Raw genomic sequence first — 21,608 nt, 5'->3', positions numbered from 1 at the left:
AGGAGAATTAATATGAAAAAACACATATCGTTAATATTAATTCTGGGAATAATACTAACAGGAACACTTTCTATTGGTTTAGGAAGTGTTTCTGTACCATTGGAACAACTATTTTCCATAAGTACAGCACCAGATTATATAAAAACAATAATTTATGATATAAGATTACCAAGAATAGTGATGGCATTATTAATAGGAATGATGCTTTCATCAAGTGGAGTTGTAGTTCAAGCCGTATTTCAGAATCCACTAGCTGATCCATATATAATAGGAATTGCAGCAAGTGCTACATTCGGGGCTGTGATAGCATATGTATTTCAATTACCAGATATTTTTTATGGGATATTGGCATTTTTATCATGCTTAATAAGTACATTCATTATATTTAAGTTATCAAATAGAAGTGGTAAGGTTGACATAACAACTCTTCTAATAGTAGGAATAGCTGTATCAGCTTTTATAGGTGCTTTTACATCTTTTGCTATGTATTTAATAGGAGAGGAATCTTTTAAGATAACTATGTGGTTAATGGGGTATTTAGGAGGAGCAACTTGGACAAAAGTATTTTTACTTATAATTCCATTAGTTTTTTCTTTAATATTTTTTTACTTACAAAGAAATCAATTAGATGCATTATTATCAGGAGATGAAGAAGCTAACTCTTTAGGAGTTGATGTACATACATTGAAAGCAAAAGTATTAACAGTGTCAGCATTAGTTGTAGCATTTTCAGTTGCTTTTTCAGGAATGATTGGTTTTGTAGGATTAATTATACCTCATTCAATAAGAATGTTAGTAGGACCATCTAACTCTAGATTAATTCCTAATGCTGCCTTGGCAGGAGGATTTTTTCTATTAGTTTGTGACACAATAGGAAGATTGTTTTTAGCACCTGTTGAGATTCCAATTGGAGTTGTTACGGCATTCTTTGGAGCTCCATTCTTCTTATACTTAGCATTTAAAGCTAAAGGAGGAAACTAATGGGTGTAAAAGTGAATAATCTGTCATTTTCTTATGGAGAGAGAGAGATTTTAAAAAAATTAAAAGTTAATATAACTAAAGGAAAAATGACAGGGATATTAGGACCAAACGGTTGTGGTAAATCGACATTTTTAAAGAATATATTAGGATATTTAAATCCAAGTGAAGGGGATATTGAGTTTAATGGAAAGGAAACAAAGGAACTTTCTAAAAAAGAGAAAGCAAGATTAGTTTCCTTAGTTCCACAAAAGTCAAATTTAATGACAAATATGTCAGTAAAGGATTTTGTTTTAATGGGGAGACTTCCTCATTTAAAATCTAGTTGGGCAGGATATTCATATGAAGATAGAAGAAAAGTTGAAGATAATTTAAAGTTTTTAGGATTGGAAAAATTTTCTGAAAGAGTAGCAATTAGTCTTTCTGGAGGAGAGTTTCAAAGAGTTTTATTAGCAAGAGCTTTAACTCAAGATCCAGAAATTTTATTATTAGATGAACCAACTTCAGCTTTAGATTTAAATCATGCAGTTGAATTATTAAATAAGGTAAAAAGCTTAGTGGTTGAAAAATCTTTAACAGGAGTAGCAGTATTACATGATTTAAATTTAGCTGCTATGTTTTGTGATGAACTTATTATGATGAAAGATGGAGAGATAAAATATCAAGGAACACCATCTGAAGTTTTGACAGAAGAAAATTTACAAAAAGTTTATAATTTAAAGGCTAAAGTTATAAAAGATCAGAGTGGAATACCATATATTATTCCATTAGTTTAGGAGGAAAGATGAAAAGAGTAATAACATTAATTTTTACTATTTTAATTAGTAATCTAGTTTATGCTTTAAAAATAGAAAATGATTTTATTATAGATTCAAGAGGGAATAAAATAGCAAAGAAAGAGTATAAAAAAGTTTTAATATTAGATCCGGCAGCAGTGGAAGCATTTTATTTAATTGGTGGAGAAAATAATATAGTAGCAATAGCAGACACTGCAAAAAATCCAATTTGGCCACAAGAAAAAACAAAGGATTTACCAAAAGCAGGAATAATAATGAAACCTTCAGTAGAACAAGTTTTAATGTATAGCCCAGATTTAGTAATACTAAATACTATGTCTGAAAGTTTTGGAGAAAGTTTAAAAGCAAGAAAATTAAACTTTATAATTAATGAAGCTAATTCTTTTGAACAAATTTTAAATAATTTAGAAATATATGGAGTTATAACTGGAAAGGAAGAAAATACAGATAGATTAATTGATAGTTATAATTTAAAATTAAAAATGATAAAAGAGAAAATAGCGGAAAAACCTTTAAAAATAAAGGGAGGATTTTTATTTTCAACATCTCCAATGATGGTGTTTAGTCCAAATTCATTACCAGGTCAAATTTTCGATACTTTAGGAATAGAAAATATAGCAAAAGGGTTACCAGGTGGAAGACCAATATTATCGCCAGAATTTTTATTAGCAGAAAATCCGGATATACTTGTAGGTTCAATGGCTATAAAAAATAAAAATGATATTTTAAATAGTAATCCAGTTGTAAAACAAACAAAAGCGGGACAAAAAGGGAATATAATGATAATTGAATCAGACAAAATACTAAGAGGAACACCTAGAGTAATTGATGCTTTAGAGGAGTTATACAAGGAGTTGTCAAATGTTAAATAGTATTTTCAAGTACTATTTAAAAGAAAGAAAACTGCTAACTTATTTTTTAGTTAGCAGTTTTTTTGTAACCGTACTGGATTTATATGGACCGATAGTTGTCCAAAATTTAATTGATAACTCAATTCCCAAGAAAAATATAAATGAATTTTTTATGTTCTCAGCTTTTTTATTAACGCTTTATATTATAAGATTATTTTTATCAATTTACTCTAGTTCAAGAGGACAGTTGATGGGAAATAGAATAAAATTTTTTATGAGAGAAGATTTATTTAAAAAAATATTAAATCAACCAGATACATATTTTATGAAAAATCAAAGTGGAGATATCATATCAAGAGTTACAAATGACTTAGAAAATGTTTCAGCTCTTCTATATAGAGGACTAGAAGATTTTTTATTTTCAATATTATCAATAGCCGGAGCTATGGCTTTAATGGCTACTTTTAATTTGAAGTTAACTTTAATAACAATGATTCCATTACCAATAGCTATATATTTTACAATAATTCAAAATAAGAAATTAAAATATGGCTACATAGAAGTAAGAGAAAGATTTTCTAAATTAACATCAGGAATTCACGATTCATTGAAAACTATATTCTTTATAAAAGATAATGTCCTAGAAAAAGATACTTTAGAGAAGTTTTCAAGTAAAAATAAAGAGTTATTAAGTGTAGAGAAAAATAATATATTTAATACATCAGCTTTAATGTCCGGTATTAATTTTTATAATCAACTCACTCAACTTATTGTTATATTTATAGGTGGATACATGCATATAAAAGGTGAAATAAGTTTTGGAATTATTGTGAGTTTTATATTATTGACTAATAGATTTAGAGTGTATCTTTTAAGACTTATGGGCCTTGTAGATGTATTTCAAAGAGGAGCTACAGGAATAAGCAGGTTTTTAGAAATTATGAATATTCCAAATATTAAAGATGGAAATACAATTATAGAAAAAAATATAGACAGTATAAAGGTAGACGGATTAAATTTTGCATTTGATAAACAAGAAGTTATAAAAAATTTATCAATAACTATAGAAAAAGGAGAAAAAGTAGCATTTGTTGGAGAGAGTGGAGTAGGAAAAACAACAATATTTTCACTTTTAAAAAGAACATTTTTACCTGAAGAAAATACAATTTTTATAAATGATTTATGCATCCATGAGGTAGATAGAGAAAGTTTGTTAAATAGAATAGCGATAGTCGATCAGAGAGATAGTTTGATGAATGAAACAATATTAGAGAATATAAAAGTAGTAAAAAGAGATGCAACAAAAAAAGAGATAGAAGAAGCATTAGAATTAGCTGAATTAAAAGAATTTGTAGAAAGTTTAGAAAAGAAAGAAAATACAAAACTAGGCCAAGGTGGAATTGAATTGAGTTCAGGACAGAAGCAAAGGCTATCAATGGCAAGATTATTTTTAAAAGACCCAGAAATCATATTTTTAGATGAAGGAACTTCAGCATTGGACAATATTTTAGAGAAAAAAATAATGGATAATATTCTACAGAAATTTGAAGATAAAATAATAATTTCAATAGCTCATAGATTAAATACACTTAAAAAATTTAACAAAATTGTAGTTTTAGGTAAAGATGGAATTAAGGAAATAGGCGATTTTCAAAGTTTAATTGATAAAAAAGGTGTATTTTTTAATATGTACAAAGCTGGAAATTTATAAAATACACAATAAAGGTATAAAATATTCTTGACAAAGTTTGTTAAAAAATATATCATATATTTAAATAGTTTGATTAACAAAATTAAAGGAGAAAAAAATAATTATGATGATGCCAATAAAATTTGATAAAGAACAAATAAAAAAAGAGGTAGAAGAGTTTAGAGGAGACTTTAAATCAGTTATATTAGGAACAAAATCTAAAAATGGAGATGTTGATGTGACATATGCTCCATACTTAAATTTCGAAGGAGAAGGATATATTTACATTAGTGAAATTGGAGATCATTTTGATAATTTAAAAGATAATCCTCAATTTGAAATTATGTTTTTACAAGATGAGAAAGATGCAGCTTCTGTTCTAGTAAGAAAGAGATTAAGATACAATGTAGTAGCTGAATTTAAGGAAAGAGATGAAAAATTTGATGTAATATTAGATGCTTTTGAAGAGAAAGTTGGAGAAGGAATGAAAGTTGTTCGTAAAATGCAAGATTTTCATTTAGTAAAGTTAAATATAGTTAATGGAAGATTTGTAAAAGGATTTGGACAAGCATATAATTTAAAAGATGGAGATGTTATTCAAATGACAGGAGATAAAAAATCTCATAGATAGTAAAAAAAGCCAATTAATTTTGGCTTTTTTTAATATTTCTCTAAATGAATTTTAGAAAAATCCATATCTTTATCATCATGTGGAGGTTTGTGTTCATTTGGATAACCTAAGGAAATGATAGAAACTATTTTTAAGTGACTAGGTATATTAAAATTGTTTTTAATATATTCTTCTGATTCTATATTATCACTTGTTTTTCTATCTTTAACATTTATCCAACAGCTTCCAAGTTCTAATTCAAAAGCTTTAAGTTGTATGCTAAAAGAAACAATAGAAGCATCTTCATTCCAAGTATTTGAAATTTCAGGATTACCTAAGATAATAATAGCTGCATTAGCTTCTTTTAACATAGCAGACCCAATAGATTTTGATAGAGATAACTTGTTTAATGCATTTTTTTCTTTTATTAGAATTAATTCAAATGGTTTTAAATTTCTTCCAGTAGGAGCAGTTAGAGCTACTTTTAGTATTTCATCTAATTTTTCTTTTTCAATATTTTGTGAAGTATATTTTCTAATTGATCTTCTTGATAAAAAATCCATAAATCCTCCTGTTTAGATTAATATTTTTTTTAATATTAACATATAAATAAAAAAATAAAAAGGAAAATCAAAAAAAATTTGAACAATATTCAAGAAAGAATTCAAAGGAGGGATACCAATGGGTAAATCTATAAAAGGAACTAAAACTGAACAAAATTTATTAAAAGCTTTTGCAGGAGAATCTCAAGCAAGACAGAGATACACACTGTTTGCAGATAAAGCTAGAAGTGAAGGTTATGAGCAAATTGCTGCATTATTTGAGGAAACAGCTTTAAATGAGCAGTATCATGCAAGAAGATTTTTCTCATATTTAGAAGGTGGACCAGTTGAGATAACAGCAACTTATCCAGCAGGAATAGTTGGAACGACTATGGAAAATTTAGAGGAAGCGGCAGCAGGAGAATATGAAGAGTGGGCAGAGTTATATCCTGGATTTGCAGAAGTTGCAGCAGAAGAGGGATTTCCACAAGTTGCAGCAGCATTTAAAGTTATTGTAGAAGTTGAGAAATTACATGAAAAAAGATATCGTAAATTATTAAAAAATTTAGGAGAAGATCATGTATTTAAAAAAGATAATGATGTAAGATGGAAATGTAGAAAGTGTGGATATGTACACGAAGGAACAGAGGCTCCAAAGGTTTGTCCATCATGCTTAGAAAAACAAAAAGAATTTGAGTTAGAGTGTGTAAATTATTAATCGAAATTAAAAGCGAAAAGAATTTTATCTTTTCGCTTTTTTATTGGAAAAAAATTGTTTTTTAAAATAAAAATAGGGTATACTAACAATAAAAGGGGGAGAGAATATGAAAAGAAAGGTAATTTTGATTTTTATTTCTTGTTTTTTTATTTTAATGGGAGAAGGGAGAGGAAAAGAAGTGTTAGAAGAATGTCCAGATAAACCCAATTGTGTTTCTAGCGAAGCTAATCATAGTAAGAATTATATAGAACCTATAATTTTTAATGAAAGTAATGAAATTATAAAAAAGAAATTGATAAAAGTTATTGAAAAATTTCAAGGTAAAATTTTAGAGGATAAAGAGAATTATTTAAAAGTCGCTTTTTACAGTAAATTTTTTGGTTTTGAAGATATTGCAGATTTTGAAATAGAATCAGAGAAAAAAATAATTAATATAAGATCTGCAGCTCAAACGGGATGGTATGACTTTGGAGTAAATAGAAAAAGAATGGAAAAAATAAGAGCGGAATTAAAGTAGGGGGGATACAAATTGGGAGAAAGTTTAGCGCTTGCTGCAGCTTTTGGCTGGGTAGGAAGTTCTATTTTTTTAGAAAGAGCTAGTAAAGAAACGGGAACACTAGCAGTAAATTTAATAAGATTAATCATTGCAATGATATTTTTAGGAATAATAACATATCTAAAAAGAGGATTGTTGTTACCAGTTGATGTAACAAAAGAATCGTTAAAATTTTTATCTGTTTCAGGATTATTTGGATTATTTTTAGGTGATTTCTTTTTGTATAAGGCTTATATTAATGTAGGTCCAAGAATAACATTACTAGTGATGACTTTTAGTCCAATAGCAGTTTCAATATTAAGTTTTATTATGTTAGATGAAAAAATAGAAATTATAAAAATATTGGGAATGATTTTGACAGTTTTAGGAATAGCCATGGTTGTTTTAAGAAAAAGAAGCGATAAAGACTTTTCAAAATTAGGGTTTGTGTATGCGGTTTTAGCTATGTTAGGTGAAAGTTTTGGAATTATTTTTACGAGATTAGGTTCAACTAATTATGATTCTTTTGCAACAATTCAAGTTAGAACTATACCTGCAATTTTAGCTTTTATGATTTATATATCGATTCGAAAAGAGTGGGGAAATATAAAAGAAGGAATTTTAAATAAAAAAGGTATGTTATATATAGCTCTAGGAACAATTATAGCAACATTAGGAGTAACATCTTTAGTTGAAGCTATGAAACATTCAAATGTAGGGGTGGTTAGTACCTTAGCTGCAACTAGTCCGATACTAATAATACCAATATCAATTGTATGCTTTAAAGAAAAAATTTCGGTATTAGAAGGAATCGGAGCTATAATTTCTTTTATAGGAATTGGAATATTTTTTATAATGTAATCTTGATTTTTAGAGTTAAAAGCAATATAATTTCTAATAAATAATAAAAGGAAGGGATATAAGATAGAAATACAGGTCTTGGTGGAAAATAAGAGTTTAAATAAAGAGTTATCAAAGGAGCATGGCCTCTCTTTATATATAAAAGTAAACAATAAAAAAATATTGTTTGATGTTGGTGAGAGTAAAAAATTTTGGAAAAATGCTGAAAAGCTAGGAATTAACTTAGAAGAAATTGATTACTTGGTGCTTTCACATGGTCATAAAGATCATGGTGGTGGTTTACCCTATTTTTTAAAAAAAAATAAAAAAGCAAAAATATATTGTAGTGAATATTATTTTGATAAACATTATAAAAAAATATTGGGAGCTTATATAGATATAGGAATTCCCTATGAGTATTTGGATGTTGAGAGATTTAACTTTGTACAAGACACGCTTGTTTTGGATGAAATATATTTATTTCATTGTTTTAATAAAGAAAGTACTAATCCGATTAATGAAAATCTTTACAAAAAAGATAAAAATGGAGAGTATGAAAGAGATTGTTTTAAGCATGAATTACATATGATAATAAAAGAAAATTTAAAAAGTACTTTAATAGTAGGATGTGCCCATATAGGAATAGAGAATATATTGCACTATTGTTTAATGAATAAAATAAAAATTCACAATATAGTTGGAGGACTGCATTTATCTTCAAGAACTAGTTTAAATAAAAATGAAAAATACATAGAAAAATTGATAAAATATTTAAATAAAATTAATATAGAGCAAGTTTTTCCATGTCATTGTACTGGAGAGTTTGGTGTGAAAAAAATTGTAAAAAAAGGATTATTTAAAACTTTCGAGATTCAAACAGGAAGTAAGATAGAGATTTAAATATAATTTATTATAGAAAGCTAGTTCTGTAAAGAACTAGCTTTCTATTGATATAAATATTTTTAAAAACTTTTTATATAAAATATAGATATACATAGGAGGGAAAGATGAAAAAAAATAATGTAACATCAAAAGAGATGTATGAGAAAATGGAAAAAAATTTTTCAGATTTTTTAAAAGATTTAGATAAATTAATTTGTATTCCAAGTTTTTTAAAAGAAGATAATACTGAGTTTCCTTTTGGAGAGGATATCCAAAGAGTACTTGAAAAGATGTTAGAAATCTGTAAAAATTTAGGAATGAAAACATATATAGATCCAGAAGGATATTATGGTTATGCTGAGATCGGAGAGGGTGATAAATTAGTTGGTGTTTTAGGTCACTTAGATGTTGTTCCACCAGGGGATTTAGGTAAATGGGATAATCCTCCTTTTGAACCAATAATAAAAGATGGGAAGTATTATGGAAGGGGATCTCAAGATGATAAAGGACCTACTTTAGCAGCAATTTATGCATTAAAAACTCTTTTAGATTGTGGATTTGATTTAAATTATAGGGCTAGATTTATATTTGGAACGGATGAAGAAAATCTTTGGAGAGATATGCCTAAATATGTTGAAAAAGAAGAGATGCCGACAATAGGATTTACTCCTGATTCTAAGTTTCCATTAATATACGCAGAAAAGGGTTTATTACAATGTAAATTAACTGCCAAAAATTTAAGTGGAATGGTATTTAGAGGAGGAGATGCTTTTAATTCAGTACCATCTAGTATATCAGTGGAAAAAATAGAGAAATTAGAAGAAAATCTAAAAAAATTAGGTTATGAATATAATGAAAAAGATGGAAAGATAGAGATTTTAGGAAAAAGCGTTCACGCACAAGTGGCTGAAACGGGTATAAATGCTATAAATAGATATCTACATGCTTTAACTTTAAGTGGAGTTGAAACTAAATCTGGAAAGTTTATAGTAGAAAACGTAATTGGGCATAAATTTGCAGAGCCTATTTTTGGAGAAGTAAAAGATGAGCATTCAGGAGAATTAAAATTTAATATAGGTAAGATTGAATTTACACCAGAAAATGAAATTCTTTGTATAGATATGAGAATACCAGTAACTTATAATAAGGATATTATAGTTGAAGCGTTAACTAAAAAAGCAAAAGAGTATGGATTTGAATACAGTCAGCATGATTATTTAAAATCTATATATACACCACTTGATTCTCAATTAGTAAAAACCTTGATGAGTGCTTATCAAGAAGTTACTGGAGATTTAGAATCACAACCTATTGCAGGTGGTGGAGCAACATATGCAAGAGCTATAAATAATTGTGTCGCATTTGGATATGTGCTTCCAGATAGCCCAAAGACAGAGCATCAACCAAATGAATATATAATTCTAGACAATATGAAAATGGCAATGAAAATATATATGAAGGCTTTTGAAAAATTTAGAGTTTAAATAGATTATTACTAAAGATGATTGAGAATATTAAAAAAAGAAAAATTTTTAATAATAACTGGAGATTTACTAAAAAATATATAAGAATAACTCTAATAGCAAATTTTAATATTTGTTTTTATTGTTTTGGGATTTAGATAAGAAATACCAGCATGGGCATACTCAGTTGTGACAGTTTCAACATAGTAGGAATAGTATATTAACAAATATGTTATGGAAATAAAAATTCGAATACTTGGAGCAGTAGCACCGCCTTTATTCCGAAATTCAAATGTTGTATTTTAATATGAATATTACAATTTTAAGGGTAATTTGACTTTAGAAAAGTAGAGAGAAAAACTCTCTACTTTTTTTGATTAAAAAATACTAGGATAATGGTTTATATTTTACTCTTAAAAAAATTTGACTTTACAATACTAAAAAGGTATACTTTGATTGAATATCAAATAAAATGAATTTTAGGAGGCATAAGAAATGAGTAAAATAGTAGTAGTAGGAGCAAATCATGCTGGAACAGCAGCAATTAACACGATTTTATCAAACTATCCAAAAGAAGAAGTGGTTGTGTTTGACAAAAACTCAAATATAAGTTTTTTAGGATGTGGAATGGCGCTATGGATAGGAAAGCAGATTTCTGGACCTGAAGGTTTATTCTACTCTTCTAAAGAAAAATTAGAGTGTAATGGTGCCAAAGTTCATATGGAAACAGAAATAACAAGAGTAGATTTTGAAAACAAAATTGTTTATGGAGTTAATAGAGAAGGAATTGAAGTTTCAGAAAATTATGATAAGCTAATTTTATCTACGGGGTCATTACCAATTGACTTACCAATTCCAGGAAAAGATTTGAAAAATGTACAATTTGTAAAATTATATCAACATGCAGAAGATGTAATAAAGAAATTAGAAAATCAAGATTTAAAAAATATAGTAGTAGTAGGAGCAGGATACATTGGGGTTGAGCTAGCAGAAGCTTTCCAAAGATGTGGAAAAAATGTAGAGCTAGTTGACTTAAGTGATAGCTGTTTATCAGGATATTATGATACAGAGTTTAGAGAGATGATGAAAGAAAATCTTGTGAAAAATGGAATAAATGTAAATTTTGGTGAAAAAGTATTGGAATTAAAAGGAACTGATAGAGTTGAAGAAGTTATAACTGATAAAAAAATATATAAAGCAGACATGGTTATTTTAGCAGTGGGATTTGTTCCTAATAATATTTTAGGAAAAGAGAAATTAGAATTATTTAAAAATGGAGCATATAAAGTTGATCTAACACAAAAAACAAGTTTAAATGATGTTTATGCTATTGGAGATTGTGCTACAATATACGATAACTCTATTGAAGATACAAACTATATAGCTTTGGCAACAAATGCGGTTCGTTCAGGAATAGTTGCAGCTCATAATGTATGTGGAACTAAATTAGAAAGTATAGGAGTTCAAGGATCAAATGGAATTTCAATATATGGATTAAACATGGTTTCGACAGGATTAACGCTAGAAAAAGCAATAAAATTAGGTTATGATGCTGTTGCTACAGAGTTTGCAGATTTACAAAAACCAGGATTTATAGAGCATGATAATGATAAAGTGTGGTTAAAAATAGTTTATGATAAAAATACGAGAAGAGTTTTAGGAGCTCAAATGGCATCAAGACAGGATATATCAATGGGAATTCATATGTTTTCATTAGCTATTCAAGAAAAGGTAACGATAGATAAAATTAAGTTATTAGATATTTTCTTCTTGCCACATTTTAATCAACCATATAACTATATTACTATGGCAGCATTAGGAGCAAAGTAGAACAAAAAAATAAATTTATCTGATAAAAATTATATAGTTTCTTGACTTGTTACTATAGATATTAGATAATATATCTATAGTATCAGTTATAGGAGGAACAACAATGAGAAACAAAAAAATAGTTGCAATGTTATTATTAACAACTTCATTATTAGGAGCTTGTAGCTCAACAACAACAAACAAGAAGACTAGCGGAACTGTGAAAGGTGCAGCAGCAGGAGCGTTAATAGGACAGCTAGTTGGAAAAGATACAAAAGGAACACTAATAGGGGCTGGAATAGGAGCTTTAGCAGGACTAGGATGGGGAGCGTATAAAGATGCTCAATACAAAGAGTTCTTAAATGCTTTAAACAGTACTAATATCACAGTTACAAATAATAAAGATAATATAAATTTAAGATTACCTGGAGAATCATCGTTTAAAAGTGGAAGTGCTGTATTAAATGGAGGATTCTATGCTCCTCTTAATTCAATTGCATATATAATGAATAAATATCCAGAAACAAAAATTCAAGTTTCAGGATATACAGATAATACTGGAAATCCTAACTCAAATTTAAATTTATCATTACAAAGAGCTCAAAGCGTAGCTAACTATTTAGCAGCTCAAGGAGTATCACCAAGCAGAATTTCTAGCATAGGATATGGAGATAGAAATCCTGTTGCATCTAATGCTACACCAGAGGGAAGAGCATTAAATAGAAGAGTTGAAATAAATATATATCAACAATAAAAAAGGCTTTCGAGCCTTTTTTATATTTAAAAGAAATATAAAAAAAGAAAGTAGATATGAAAAAGAGGTGATAAAATGCAGAAAATAAAATTGATGATTGAAAGTTATCTAAAAGCTCCAACAGTAATAAAAAAATTAAGATTATCTTGGGGCTATTTTATAGGAGGAGCAGTAGGTATAATAATTTTAATATTTTTTTATTGGATTTCAGGATATATTGGAGATTGGTTTTTTAATAAAATAAATTCAATGTTTGAAGTTCAAAATTACGCAGGTTTATTTAGATGGATAATTATTTTTACAGTTAGAATAATAATGATATCAATTGAATACTTCTTTTTTAAAACAATACTTTTAGGTATATTAGCTCCATTTTTTAGTTATATTTCAGAAAAAGTTGAGAATTTTCAAGATGGAGTAGAATATACATTTACTTTAAAAGAAAACGTAGCATTTATTTTGAGAGGAATAAAAATTGCAACGAAAAGTTTTTTTAAAGAGCTTATTTATACAGTAGTTATAGTTTTATTAGGATTTATTCCCGTAATAAATATAATAGTTCCAATTTTAATATTTATAGTACAGAGTTATTTTATATCATATAACTTTGTAGATTATACTTTAGAAAGACATAGATTCTCATCTGAAGAAAGTTCTAAATTTATGAAAGAAAATAGAGTTACATTTACTTTAGGTGGAGGAATTTTTACTTTAATATATTTTATACCTTTAATTGGAATAGTTATTGGACCAATTATAAGTATTGTAGCTTTTACAATAACTACGTTAAAAATTTTAAAATTAAAAAATGTAATTAAGGGATAAAAAAAAGCATTTTAAGCAATAAAATAATCAGTTTATTCTAAAAAAGATAAAAAAATTCTAAAATAGTATTATAATGTATTGTGAAAAGAAATGAAAAGGGAGGATTAAAATGATTAGTTTTATAGCATCGCTTATAGCTTTAATTTTAGGTTATGTAATTTATGGAAAATATGTGGAAAAAGTATTTGGAGTTAGTGAAGAAAGAGAAACACCGGCAGTACGTCTAGCAGATGGAGTAGACTATGTTGAACTAGATTGGAAAAAGGCTTTTTTAATTCAATTTTTAAATATAGCAGGATTAGGACCTATATTTGGAGCAGTAGCTGGAGCACTTTGGGGACCAGCAGCATTTTTATGGATAGTTTTTGGATGTATTTTTGCTGGAGCAACGCATGATTATTTATCTGGAATGCTTTCTGTAAGACATGATGGAGCGACAATTGCAGAAATTGTGGGACATTATTTAGGAGATAATGCAAAAAAAATAATGAGAGTTTTCTCTGTTGTATTATTAGTTCTTGTTGGAGTAGTTTTCGTAAATGGACCAGCAGGAATTTTAGCTAGTATGACAAGCATAAATACATTAACATGGGTAGCTATAATAGTAGCATATTATATGTTAGCTACAGTTTTACCTGTGGACAAACTAATAGGGAAAATCTATCCAATATTTGGAGCTTCTTTAATAATAATGGGAATTGGTATTGGTGGTGGATTGATTTTAAAAGGATATAATATCCCTGAAATTTCAATGGTGAATCTTCATCCAAAAGGAACTTCGATTTATCCATATTTGTTTATAACAATTGCTTGTGGAGCGATTTCTGGATTTCATGCAACTCAATCTCCATTAATGGCGAGATGCATGAAGAATGAGAAAGAAGGAAGAAGAATATTTTACGGATCAATGATAGCTGAAGGAGTTATAGCTCTGGTATGGGCAGCAGCGGCAATGACATTCTTTGGTGGAACAGAAGGGCTGATGAATGCAGGGCCAGCAGGAGTTGTAGTAAATACAATATCAAATAGTATTTTAGGAAAAGTTGGAGGAGCTTTAGCACTATTAGGGGTTGTAGCTTGTCCAATAACATCAGGAGATACAGCTTTTAGAAGTGCTAGATTGGCAATAGCAGATGCAATTAATTATAAACAAGGGCCAGTAAAAAATAGATTTATAATAGCAATACCTCTATTTGCAGTAGGAATTGGACTATGTTTTATAGATTTTGCAATAATTTGGAGATACTTTGCTTGGGCAAACCAAACTTTAGCAACAATAGCTTTATGGGCAGGAGCAGTATACTTAGCAAACGAAGGAAAGAATCACTGGATAGCAACAATTCCAGGTGTATTTATGACGGCAGTTGTAACAACATATATTTTAATTGCACCTGAAGGATTTAGATTATCTGAAACAATAGGATATGTTGTTGGAATAGCAGGAGCAGTAGTAGCTTTAGTTTTATTCTTAAAGAAAATAAATAATAAGGAAACTATAAAAGCTTAATAAAAGAAGCCTCAATAAAGGAGGCTTCTTTTATTTTATAGTTAGAATTTCTTTAAGATCTTTAACTTTATTTCTGCTTACTGGAATTTTAAAATTACAATTTGAAACTTTTAAAATATATGTTCCATTAAACCAAGGTTCTACCTCTATAATTTTATCGATATTTACAATGTATGAACGATGACATCTAAAAAATGAATTATCACATAAAATGTTTTCAAGTTGAGAAATTTTCAATTTTGATGAATACATATTATCATCTGTAAAAATATGAGTTTCTTTTTCATCAGCTTCAATATATAAAATATCTTTAATTGATAGAACAACCATTTTAGAGTTCAAGTTAACAGTTATTTTTTTTACATTAAAGTCTTTAGTAATATTTTCTTGTTCATTTTTTATTAAATCTTCAACTAAATTGTTAAGTACTCTTATAATTCTTTCTTCAGAATAAGGTTTTAGTATATAATCAAATGCTTTTATTTCAAAAGCATCTATTGCAAAATCTTTGTATGCTGTAATAAAAACAAGTTTTATATTTTTATTAAATCGATGAATAATTTTTCCTAAGCTCATGCCATCTAATTCAGGCATATTAATATCTAGAAAAACTACATCTATATTATTTCCTTCAATATATTTCAAAGCATCTATGGGATTTTCAAACTCCTTATTGATCTGAAAATTATTATTGTTGTTGATGAAATACTTTAATTCTTCTCTTGCAGGAAACTCATCTTCAATAATTATACAATTAAGCATTTACTCCTCCTGATTAATATAAAATGATATTTTAGTTCCTTTTTCAAGTCTTTCAACGGATAAACCTTTACCGTATATAAGTTTTAAGCGATTGTGTACATTTTTTAAACCTATATTTTTTTCAATTTTTTCATTGAGATTATTAATGATATTTTGATCTATTCCAACACCATTATCTTCAATTGAAACTAAACATTTTGAATAAACTTTTTTTATTGTTATTCTAACTATTCCACTTTCTCTTTGTTTTAAAATTCCATGCTTGATACTATTTTCAACAAGAGGTTGAATTGTAAGACTGGGAATATGAATGTTATCTAAATTTTCATCAAAATCATAGAAAACTTCAAATCTACTATGAAATCTAGCTTTTTCAATATTAATATAAGCTTTAACTTGCTCTAATTCTTTTTTTAAAGGAACTAATTTGACTGAATTTTCAAGATTATATCTTAAATATGTTGAGAGATCAATAATAATTTCTCTTGCTCTAGTGGGATTAAACCTTACAAATGATGCAGTAGTATTTAAAGCATTAAACAAAAAATGAGGGTTTATTTGATTTTGAAGAGCTTTTAACTCAGCATCTCTAGCCATAGCTTTTAAATTCTCGATTTTACTTATTTCTAGTTGGGTTGAGATTAACTGTGATAAACCAATGGCTAAATATTTTTTTCGTGCTGTAATATTTTCTTCATTTTTAAAATAAATTTTTAAAGTTCCAGATACTTTTTCATCTTGGAATAAAGGCGCTATTATACAGGATTTTATTCCATCCTCGGAATAGGAAAAATCATTGAGAGAACTATTTCTATCAAAGACTAATATTTCACCTGAATTTAGAACTTTTTTAGTAGCATCACTTTGAATTTCTTGATATTTAACACAAAAGTTACTATTTTTAGAAGCATTAGCAATTATAACTTCTTTATCAGTTATAACAACAATTTCAGCTTTTAAAGAATCTAGAAGGATTTTACAAATATTATCTAAAGATTCTCCTTTTTTAAAAAAAGGAAGAGTTTTATTAGCAATTTCAAGAGCTAATTTAGCTTGTGTTCCAGCTTCTCTTTCTTTTTGTTCTAAGATTTCTTCTGTTATTATTATAATCACAGCAACCCCGATTCCATTTATAAAGATCATGGGAAGATATAAATTTTTAACTATATCCATAGCAAGTATTTTATCTTCAGCAAAAATTATAATGAAAAACATACTTAAATTTTCAACTAAAACACCTGCAAAAAATCCTAAAAGAGATCTATTATTAGAATTTGCTTTTTTATAAAGGAAGCTAGTTATAAACCCACCTAAAATAGTGGCAATAGCGCAAGGGATAGCAGTTAAACGACTAACGCTAATAGAAGCACGATGAATTCCAGCGATAATACCAGAAATAATAGCAACCTCAGGACCAGCAAGTAATCCACCTACAACAACTCCAATATTTCTAGTATTAGCAATAGCTCCTTTGTAATCAACTCCAATATATGTACCTAAAATTGCTAAACTAGAAAAAACGATAGATAGCAAAAGGGTATCTTTTTTAGTATATTTTTCTCGACTAAAAATACTTCGAGCACTTTTAAATCTAGAAAAAAAGAAAGCAATTGCAATTATATATCCTAAAGTACTAAATAATTTACTAGCTAATTCGAACATTAATACACCTCAAAATTATGATATTAATTATATCATAGAAAAAAGAAAATTAACAAATGAGAGAAAAAATTGTTATAATAAAAATAAAAAGGAGAGGAATAATATGTTTTCAATAGATTATAAAGTAACAATTTCTGATATAAATTATGGTGGACATATGGGAAATGAAAGAGCATTATTACTATTTCAACAAGCTCGAATAGATCTTTTTAAAAAGTTAGGTTTAGAGGAAATAAATATTGGAGATGGTATTGGAACTATTCAAAAAGATGCACATGTTTATTATAAAGGTGAAGTATATTTAGGAGATTCCTTAAGAATAATAATAAAAAAATTAGAGATGAAAAAAGCAACAATAAATTTTATATACAGCGTAGAAAAAAAATGTGGAAAAATTGTTTTAGAAGGAAGCACAACTATAGTATCTTTTGATTATAAAAATAAAAAAGTTAGTAAATTTCCAGAAAAATTTTTAAAAAACTTAGAAAATATTTTTAAATAATTTAAGTGAGGTGTTTTTATGGAGCTTTTTAAAAATGAAAGAATAAAGTATTTGAAAAAAGATGAAAATGAAAAAGGAAACTATATTATATACTGGATGCAGGAATGCCAGAGAGTAAAATATAATTTTTCTCTAAATAAAGCTATAGAATTATCAAAACAGCATAAGTTGCCAATTTATGTCATTTTTAACTATTTGAATAATTATCCAGAAGCTTCAAAAAGACACTATAAATTTATGTTACAAGGGTTGAAAGATGTAAGAGATGAACTTCAAAATCAAGGAATAAAGTTTATTCTTTTAGAGGGAGATATTTTTAAAAATATATGTAATGTATCTCGAGACGCTAGGTTTCTTATATGGGATAAAAGTTACTTAAAATTTCAAAGAGATATTAAGGAAAAAATATTATTTTATGTAAAAACTACAGTAATAGAAGTAGAAAATAATGTTTTAGTGCCAGTAGAGAAAATTAGCTCAAAAGAAGAGTATAGCGCCAAAACATTAAGAGATAAGTATAATAAAATTTGGAATAATTCCTTAGAAAAATTTTTATATGAAGAGTACAAACCATTAAAATATCTAGAAAATAAGTTGGAAATTTTAGACTGTTCAGAAAAATACATTCCAAAAATAAAACTAGAATTAGATGGAAGATTTATTGGTGGAGAAAAAGAGGCTTTAAAAAAACTAAACTATTTTATTACAAATAACTTAAAATTTTATTTGTTTAAAGGGCCAGATAATGAAGTAGGTTCAAGGTTGTCTCCATATTTACATTTCGGACAGATATCACCTTTACAGATAGTACACGAAATAGAAAAAAGTGAAGGGCTTATAGAGGAGAAAAAGAGTTTTTTAGAAGAGGTTATCATAAGGAGAGAATTAGCAATAAATTTTGTATATTACAATAAAGATTACGATATTTGGGGAAATATAACTTACAATTGGGCATATGAAACTTTAAAGAAGCATTTAGTTGATAAAAGAGAATACTTATATACTGAAGAGGAGTTAGAAAGTGGAAGAACACATGATATATATTGGAATTCTTGCCAAAATCAATTGGTATTAACGGGTTATATGGAAAGTTATATGAGAATGTATTGGTGTAAAAAAATATTAGAGTGGAACGAGGATCCTAAGATAGCATATGAAGTTGCATTAAGATTGAATAATAAATATTTATATGATGGAAGGGATCCTAACTCTTATGCTGGAATTGCTTGGTGTTTTGGAAAACACGATCGTCCATGGAAAGAAAGAGAGATTTTTGGAAAAGTTAGATATATGAATAGTAATGGTTTAGAAAGAAAATTTAAAATGCTAAAATATATAGAAAAATATTTAAATAAAAAAGGAAAAGCAGTATCTTTTAAAAACAATAGTATATAACACTTTAAAATTAGGAGGAGTTAAAATGAAAAAAATAAAATTGATCTCATTATTAGCATTAAGTGTATTTATATTAGCTTGTTCAGGAGAAAAAGAAGAAGCAAAACCGGCAGCACCGGCAGCAGCAGAATCAACAGCTGTTCCTGGGGATAAGGTAGCTACTGATGAAAATGCTCAAAAGATGACAGAGAAACCATCAACAGAGAATGCTGTTCAAGAAGCAGTGACAGAGAATGCTGAAAATGCAACAAAGTCAGCAGTAGAGACAGTGGAGAGTGCTACAGATAAAATAGGAGCAGAATTGGATAAAGCTGGTGATAAAGCAAAAGAAAAAATAGATGAAGGTGTAGATGCTTTAAAAGAAAAAGTGGCTAACTAATAAAAAAAGGAGTAGAATTTCTACTCCTTAATTTTTACTTAAAATCTCTTCTAGTTTATCATAAGTAAATTCAACAATTTCATTACAACTAATATTTGACTTTTTTAAATCAATGCATAATTCAGAATTATATTTGTTTTTAATCTCCTTTAAAAGTTGATTAGCAAGAGCACGAGCTTGATTCTCTTCTAAATACGTTTCTCTACCTTTGAGGTATCCAATAACTAAAACAGCAGCGTTGATAGCACCACAAAGACTTCCAACGGTAACTCCAGTTCCCATTCCACTACCTAGGGCTACTGGAATATCAGTATTATTGTTTTTATTAAACGAATCGATTATAGATTCAGCACAGTTTAACTGTCCTTTAGTATAATTTACTTTTTTATTCATAAAAATACTCCTTTTAAATTTAAGATAATATCTTGATTATATTATTCAAAAGCAGTGGTGTCAATGATTAGTATAAATAAAATAAATTTGAAAAAAAACTTATAAAGGAGTACAGTATTATAAATTTATATCATAAAGGGGGAAGTTATGGTATTAAAAAAATATAGACTAGTTACGGTTTCAATAATAAGAGTTTTTACAGAAGTTTTATATGAAATTTTGAGAAAATTTTCAAGCTTATACTATGTATTATTTATTTTTGGATTGTTATTTTCTATAAAAAATAGAAATGTTACAGGTGAGGTAGTCATAGTTTCTACATTTTTTTTGATTTTTACATGGGGATATTGTAAATTTTACAATAAGTTACATAATTTTTTATATCGAATAGAAATAGAGTTAAGCTAAGGAGAACTTTTGGTTCTCCTTTTGTTTTTAATATATAAAAGTAAAAGCTTTTTCTGTTAAAACTTTAATTTTAGAATAATCTATATCTTCATCATTAGAGCTACAACCTCCAGAACATCCTCCAGAAGAACATCCCCCTTTAGAAGAGCATCCTCCAGAAGAGCATCCCCCACAAACATTTTCTTCTTCTCCTTTTTCATAGTCAGGATTTTTTTTCAAAAAATCTTCATAAGTTTCTAAATATCCTTGATTGATAAGAGATTGATATATGTCCTCGAGTTCATTAGCGTTAATACCTAAATTTTTCATTATAGCACCATCACTATAAACCATTCCACTTTTTAAAAAATCTAAAACATTTTTTTCTATATTATTCATAAATTTAAATCACCTCGTTTATTCGAATAAGATATTTTAACACAAAAAAAAAGAATTGTTAATTTTTTTGCAAGCATGATATAATGGAGTGAAAATCTATACTATATTGTTGGAGGATTAATGGAAGAAAAAGTTTTTGAAACAAAAAAAGATATGGTTGAGTTTTCTATAAGAACAACTTATAGAAAAAAGATATGGTCAAAATTTACAAAAGCAGTTAAAGATTTTGATTTGATACAAGATGGTGATAAAATAGCTGTTGGAGTATCAGGAGGAAAAGATAGTTTACTATTATCTAAGTTATTTCAAGAGTTAAAAAGAGATAAAAGTAAAAATTTTGAAGTAGCTTTTATTTCTATGAATCCAGGTTTTGGATCTATGGATTTGGAACAATTTAAAGTTAATTTAGAAGAGTTAGGAATTCCTTGTGAAATATTTGATGCCAATGTATGGGAAATTGCATTTGAATCATCTCCTGAAAGTCCTTGTTTTTTATGTGCTAAAATGAGAAGAGGAGTTCTTTATAATAAAGTTGAAGAATTAGGATATAATAAATTGGCTTTAGGTCATCATTTTGATGATTTAATAGAGACTACATTAATAAATATGTTTTATGCAGGAACAACTAAAACAATGATTCCTAAAGTTAAATCTACAAGTGGAAAATTAGAATTGATAAGACCGTTAATTTATATAAAGGAAAATGATATTATAAATTTCACTAAAAAAAATGATATTATGGCTATGGCTTGTGGTTGCCCTATAGAATCTGGGAAAGTTGATTCTAAAAGAAAAGAAATAAAAAATTTACTTGCTACATTAGAAAAAACAAATCCTCAAATAAAGCAAAGCATATTTAATTCGATGAAAAATATTAATTTAGATTATGTATTAGGCTATGTATCTAATAATAAAAAAGGAGAGTAGA

At 27.6% G+C, this 21,608-nt stretch carries 24 protein-coding genes; 19 read left to right on the top strand and 5 right to left on the bottom strand.

The window, feature by feature from the left end:
- Positions 1 to 12: 12 nt before the first annotated feature.
- From NON08_RS02575 to NON08_RS02555, 5 genes are all read left to right on the top strand, one after another.
- On the top strand, positions 13 to 981 hold the full coding sequence (locus tag NON08_RS02575; protein WP_256689961.1) for a FecCD family ABC transporter permease: 969 nt from the start codon (positions 13 to 15) through the stop codon (positions 979 to 981).
- Positions 981 to 1,754, top strand: a complete 774-nt coding sequence (locus NON08_RS02570) for an ABC transporter ATP-binding protein (protein WP_023050100.1) — start codon at positions 981 to 983, stop codon at positions 1,752 to 1,754. Before NON08_RS02575 ends, NON08_RS02570 begins: the two co-directional genes overlap by 1 nt.
- Positions 1,755 to 1,762: 8 nt before the next feature.
- Positions 1,763 to 2,647 carry an ABC transporter substrate-binding protein gene (locus NON08_RS02565; protein ID WP_256689960.1) on the top strand — a complete coding sequence of 295 codons (885 nt, stop codon included), beginning with the start codon at positions 1,763 to 1,765 and terminating at the stop codon, positions 2,645 to 2,647.
- Positions 2,637 to 4,337, top strand: a complete 1,701-nt coding sequence (locus NON08_RS02560) for an ABC transporter ATP-binding protein (protein ID WP_256689959.1) — start codon at positions 2,637 to 2,639, stop codon at positions 4,335 to 4,337. Before NON08_RS02565 ends, NON08_RS02560 begins: the two co-directional genes overlap by 11 nt.
- Positions 4,338 to 4,440: 103 nt before the next feature.
- Positions 4,441 to 4,947: a pyridoxamine 5'-phosphate oxidase family protein gene (locus NON08_RS02555; protein ID WP_256689958.1), complete on the top strand. Its 507-nt coding sequence runs from the start codon at positions 4,441 to 4,443 to the stop codon at positions 4,945 to 4,947.
- A 29-nt stretch (positions 4,948 to 4,976) separates the two neighbouring features.
- Here the strand turns inward: NON08_RS02555 and NON08_RS02550 are convergent, their stop codons facing one another.
- Positions 4,977 to 5,489 carry a nitroreductase family protein gene (locus NON08_RS02550; RefSeq protein ID WP_256689957.1) on the bottom strand — a complete coding sequence of 171 codons (513 nt, stop codon included), beginning with the start codon at positions 5,487 to 5,489 and terminating at the stop codon, positions 4,977 to 4,979.
- Positions 5,490 to 5,607: 118 nt separating this feature from the next.
- Here NON08_RS02550 and rbr point away from each other — a divergent pair, with 118 nt between their 5' ends.
- The 9 genes from rbr (at position 5,608) to NON08_RS02505 (ending at position 14,801) form a co-directional block, all read left to right on the top strand.
- Positions 5,608 to 6,186 carry a rubrerythrin gene (gene rbr, locus NON08_RS02545; protein WP_256689956.1) on the top strand — a complete coding sequence of 193 codons (579 nt, stop codon included), beginning with the start codon at positions 5,608 to 5,610 and terminating at the stop codon, positions 6,184 to 6,186.
- 106 nt (positions 6,187 to 6,292) lie between these two features.
- Entirely contained in the window at positions 6,293 to 6,703 is a 411-nt protein-coding gene (locus NON08_RS02540; RefSeq protein WP_256689955.1) for a DUF1499 domain-containing protein, read from the top strand.
- 12 nt (positions 6,704 to 6,715) lie between these two features.
- Positions 6,716 to 7,582: a DMT family transporter gene (locus NON08_RS02535; protein WP_256689954.1), complete on the top strand. Its 867-nt coding sequence runs from the start codon at positions 6,716 to 6,718 to the stop codon at positions 7,580 to 7,582.
- An 81-nt stretch (positions 7,583 to 7,663) separates the two neighbouring features.
- Positions 7,664 to 8,461, top strand: a complete 798-nt coding sequence (locus tag NON08_RS02530) for an MBL fold metallo-hydrolase (RefSeq protein ID WP_256689953.1) — start codon at positions 7,664 to 7,666, stop codon at positions 8,459 to 8,461.
- 107 nt (positions 8,462 to 8,568) lie between these two features.
- On the top strand, positions 8,569 to 9,927 hold the full coding sequence (locus NON08_RS02525) for a Sapep family Mn(2+)-dependent dipeptidase (protein WP_256689952.1): 1,359 nt from the start codon (positions 8,569 to 8,571) through the stop codon (positions 9,925 to 9,927).
- 474 nt (positions 9,928 to 10,401) lie between these two features.
- Positions 10,402 to 11,736 (top strand): H2O-forming NADH oxidase, encoded by a 1,335-nt coding sequence (nox, locus tag NON08_RS02520; RefSeq protein ID WP_256689951.1) that lies wholly within the window; start codon positions 10,402 to 10,404, stop codon positions 11,734 to 11,736.
- Between the two features lie 103 nt (positions 11,737 to 11,839).
- Positions 11,840 to 12,469 carry an OmpA family protein gene (locus NON08_RS02515; protein ID WP_256689950.1) on the top strand — a complete coding sequence of 210 codons (630 nt, stop codon included), beginning with the start codon at positions 11,840 to 11,842 and terminating at the stop codon, positions 12,467 to 12,469.
- A gap of 75 nt (positions 12,470 to 12,544) precedes the next feature.
- Positions 12,545 to 13,294 carry an EI24 domain-containing protein gene (locus NON08_RS02510; protein ID WP_256689949.1) on the top strand — a complete coding sequence of 250 codons (750 nt, stop codon included), beginning with the start codon at positions 12,545 to 12,547 and terminating at the stop codon, positions 13,292 to 13,294.
- 109 nt (positions 13,295 to 13,403) lie between these two features.
- Positions 13,404 to 14,801 (top strand): carbon starvation protein A, encoded by a 1,398-nt coding sequence (locus NON08_RS02505; RefSeq protein WP_256689948.1) that lies wholly within the window; start codon positions 13,404 to 13,406, stop codon positions 14,799 to 14,801.
- Between the two features lie 30 nt (positions 14,802 to 14,831).
- On the opposite strand, the gene NON08_RS02500 is transcribed toward NON08_RS02505, so the two are convergent.
- Both NON08_RS02500 and NON08_RS02495 read right to left on the bottom strand, forming a co-directional pair.
- On the bottom strand, positions 14,832 to 15,563 hold the full coding sequence (locus NON08_RS02500; RefSeq protein ID WP_256689947.1) for a LytR/AlgR family response regulator transcription factor: 732 nt from the start codon (positions 15,561 to 15,563) through the stop codon (positions 14,832 to 14,834).
- The gene (locus NON08_RS02495) at positions 15,564 to 17,225 is read right to left on the bottom strand and encodes a LytS/YhcK type 5TM receptor domain-containing protein (RefSeq protein WP_256689946.1); all 1,662 of its coding nucleotides are present in this window, start codon (positions 17,223 to 17,225) and stop codon (positions 15,564 to 15,566) included.
- A gap of 103 nt (positions 17,226 to 17,328) precedes the next feature.
- Between NON08_RS02495 and NON08_RS02490 the strand changes: the two genes are divergently transcribed.
- The 3 genes from NON08_RS02490 to NON08_RS02480 are packed head-to-tail and all read left to right on the top strand — an operon-like array spanning position 17,329 to position 19,501.
- The gene (locus NON08_RS02490) at positions 17,329 to 17,727 is read left to right on the top strand and encodes a thioesterase family protein (protein ID WP_256689945.1); all 399 of its coding nucleotides are present in this window, start codon (positions 17,329 to 17,331) and stop codon (positions 17,725 to 17,727) included.
- A gap of 18 nt (positions 17,728 to 17,745) precedes the next feature.
- The gene (locus NON08_RS02485; RefSeq protein WP_256689944.1) at positions 17,746 to 19,122 is read left to right on the top strand and encodes a deoxyribodipyrimidine photo-lyase; all 1,377 of its coding nucleotides are present in this window, start codon (positions 17,746 to 17,748) and stop codon (positions 19,120 to 19,122) included.
- Between the two features lie 25 nt (positions 19,123 to 19,147).
- On the top strand, positions 19,148 to 19,501 hold the full coding sequence (locus NON08_RS02480; protein ID WP_256689943.1) for a hypothetical protein: 354 nt from the start codon (positions 19,148 to 19,150) through the stop codon (positions 19,499 to 19,501).
- A gap of 27 nt (positions 19,502 to 19,528) precedes the next feature.
- On the opposite strand, the gene NON08_RS02475 is transcribed toward NON08_RS02480, so the two are convergent.
- Positions 19,529 to 19,894, bottom strand: coding sequence for a C-GCAxxG-C-C family (seleno)protein (locus NON08_RS02475; protein ID WP_256689942.1), 366 nt, complete (start codon positions 19,892 to 19,894; stop codon positions 19,529 to 19,531).
- A gap of 147 nt (positions 19,895 to 20,041) precedes the next feature.
- Between NON08_RS02475 and NON08_RS02470 the strand changes: the two genes are divergently transcribed.
- Entirely contained in the window at positions 20,042 to 20,302 is a 261-nt protein-coding gene (locus tag NON08_RS02470) for a hypothetical protein (protein ID WP_256689941.1), read from the top strand.
- 27 nt (positions 20,303 to 20,329) lie between these two features.
- Here NON08_RS02470 and NON08_RS02465 read toward each other — a convergent pair whose 3' ends face one another.
- Positions 20,330 to 20,680 (bottom strand): hypothetical protein, encoded by a 351-nt coding sequence (locus NON08_RS02465; RefSeq protein WP_256689940.1) that lies wholly within the window; start codon positions 20,678 to 20,680, stop codon positions 20,330 to 20,332.
- 120 nt (positions 20,681 to 20,800) lie between these two features.
- On the opposite strand from NON08_RS02465, the gene NON08_RS02460 reads away from it, so the two are divergent.
- Positions 20,801 to 21,607 (top strand): ATP-binding protein, encoded by an 807-nt coding sequence (locus NON08_RS02460; RefSeq protein ID WP_256689939.1) that lies wholly within the window; start codon positions 20,801 to 20,803, stop codon positions 21,605 to 21,607.
- Position 21,608: the final 1 nt, after the last annotated feature.

Origin of the sequence: Cetobacterium sp. NK01 (assembly GCF_024506395.1) — a bacterium.
Classification (GTDB): Bacteria; Fusobacteriota; Fusobacteriia; order Fusobacteriales; family Fusobacteriaceae; genus Cetobacterium_A; species Cetobacterium_A somerae_A.
Note: the sequence above shows the minus strand (reverse complement) of the source record. Positions and strands in the feature narration are given on the sequence as shown.

What these genes read in the sequence shown, in the direction of transcription:
- rbr (WP_256689956.1), top strand. Translation starts at nt 5,608, where the DNA reads ATGGGTAAATCTATAAAAGGAACTAAAACTGAACAAAATTTATTAAAA.
- NON08_RS02555 (WP_256689958.1), top strand. Translation starts at nt 4,441, where the DNA reads ATGATGATGCCAATAAAATTTGATAAAGAACAAATAAAAAAAGAGGTA.
- NON08_RS02510 (WP_256689949.1), top strand. Translation starts at nt 12,545, where the DNA reads ATGCAGAAAATAAAATTGATGATTGAAAGTTATCTAAAAGCTCCAACA.
- NON08_RS02490 (WP_256689945.1), top strand. Translation starts at nt 17,329, where the DNA reads ATGTTTTCAATAGATTATAAAGTAACAATTTCTGATATAAATTATGGT.
- NON08_RS02565 (WP_256689960.1), top strand. Translation starts at nt 1,763, where the DNA reads ATGAAAAGAGTAATAACATTAATTTTTACTATTTTAATTAGTAATCTA.
- NON08_RS02505 (WP_256689948.1), top strand. Translation starts at nt 13,404, where the DNA reads ATGATTAGTTTTATAGCATCGCTTATAGCTTTAATTTTAGGTTATGTA.
- nox (WP_256689951.1), top strand. Translation starts at nt 10,402, where the DNA reads ATGAGTAAAATAGTAGTAGTAGGAGCAAATCATGCTGGAACAGCAGCA.
- NON08_RS02550 (WP_256689957.1), bottom strand. Translation starts at nt 5,489, where the DNA reads ATGGATTTTTTATCAAGAAGATCAATTAGAAAATATACTTCACAAAAT.
- NON08_RS02495 (WP_256689946.1), bottom strand. Translation starts at nt 17,225, where the DNA reads ATGTTCGAATTAGCTAGTAAATTATTTAGTACTTTAGGATATATAATT.
- NON08_RS02480 (WP_256689943.1), top strand. Translation starts at nt 19,148, where the DNA reads ATGAAAAAAATAAAATTGATCTCATTATTAGCATTAAGTGTATTTATA.
- NON08_RS02540 (WP_256689955.1), top strand. Translation starts at nt 6,293, where the DNA reads ATGAAAAGAAAGGTAATTTTGATTTTTATTTCTTGTTTTTTTATTTTA.
- NON08_RS02575 (WP_256689961.1), top strand. Translation starts at nt 13, where the DNA reads ATGAAAAAACACATATCGTTAATATTAATTCTGGGAATAATACTAACA.
- NON08_RS02570 (WP_023050100.1), top strand. Translation starts at nt 981, where the DNA reads ATGGGTGTAAAAGTGAATAATCTGTCATTTTCTTATGGAGAGAGAGAG.
- NON08_RS02470 (WP_256689941.1), top strand. Translation starts at nt 20,042, where the DNA reads ATGGTATTAAAAAAATATAGACTAGTTACGGTTTCAATAATAAGAGTT.
- NON08_RS02515 (WP_256689950.1), top strand. Translation starts at nt 11,840, where the DNA reads ATGAGAAACAAAAAAATAGTTGCAATGTTATTATTAACAACTTCATTA.
- NON08_RS02465 (WP_256689940.1), bottom strand. Translation starts at nt 20,680, where the DNA reads ATGAATAATATAGAAAAAAATGTTTTAGATTTTTTAAAAAGTGGAATG.
- NON08_RS02460 (WP_256689939.1), top strand. Translation starts at nt 20,801, where the DNA reads ATGGAAGAAAAAGTTTTTGAAACAAAAAAAGATATGGTTGAGTTTTCT.
- NON08_RS02475 (WP_256689942.1), bottom strand. Translation starts at nt 19,894, where the DNA reads ATGAATAAAAAAGTAAATTATACTAAAGGACAGTTAAACTGTGCTGAA.
- NON08_RS02525 (WP_256689952.1), top strand. Translation starts at nt 8,569, where the DNA reads ATGAAAAAAAATAATGTAACATCAAAAGAGATGTATGAGAAAATGGAA.
- NON08_RS02485 (WP_256689944.1), top strand. Translation starts at nt 17,746, where the DNA reads ATGGAGCTTTTTAAAAATGAAAGAATAAAGTATTTGAAAAAAGATGAA.
- NON08_RS02500 (WP_256689947.1), bottom strand. Translation starts at nt 15,563, where the DNA reads ATGCTTAATTGTATAATTATTGAAGATGAGTTTCCTGCAAGAGAAGAA.
- NON08_RS02560 (WP_256689959.1), top strand. Translation starts at nt 2,637, where the DNA reads ATGTTAAATAGTATTTTCAAGTACTATTTAAAAGAAAGAAAACTGCTA.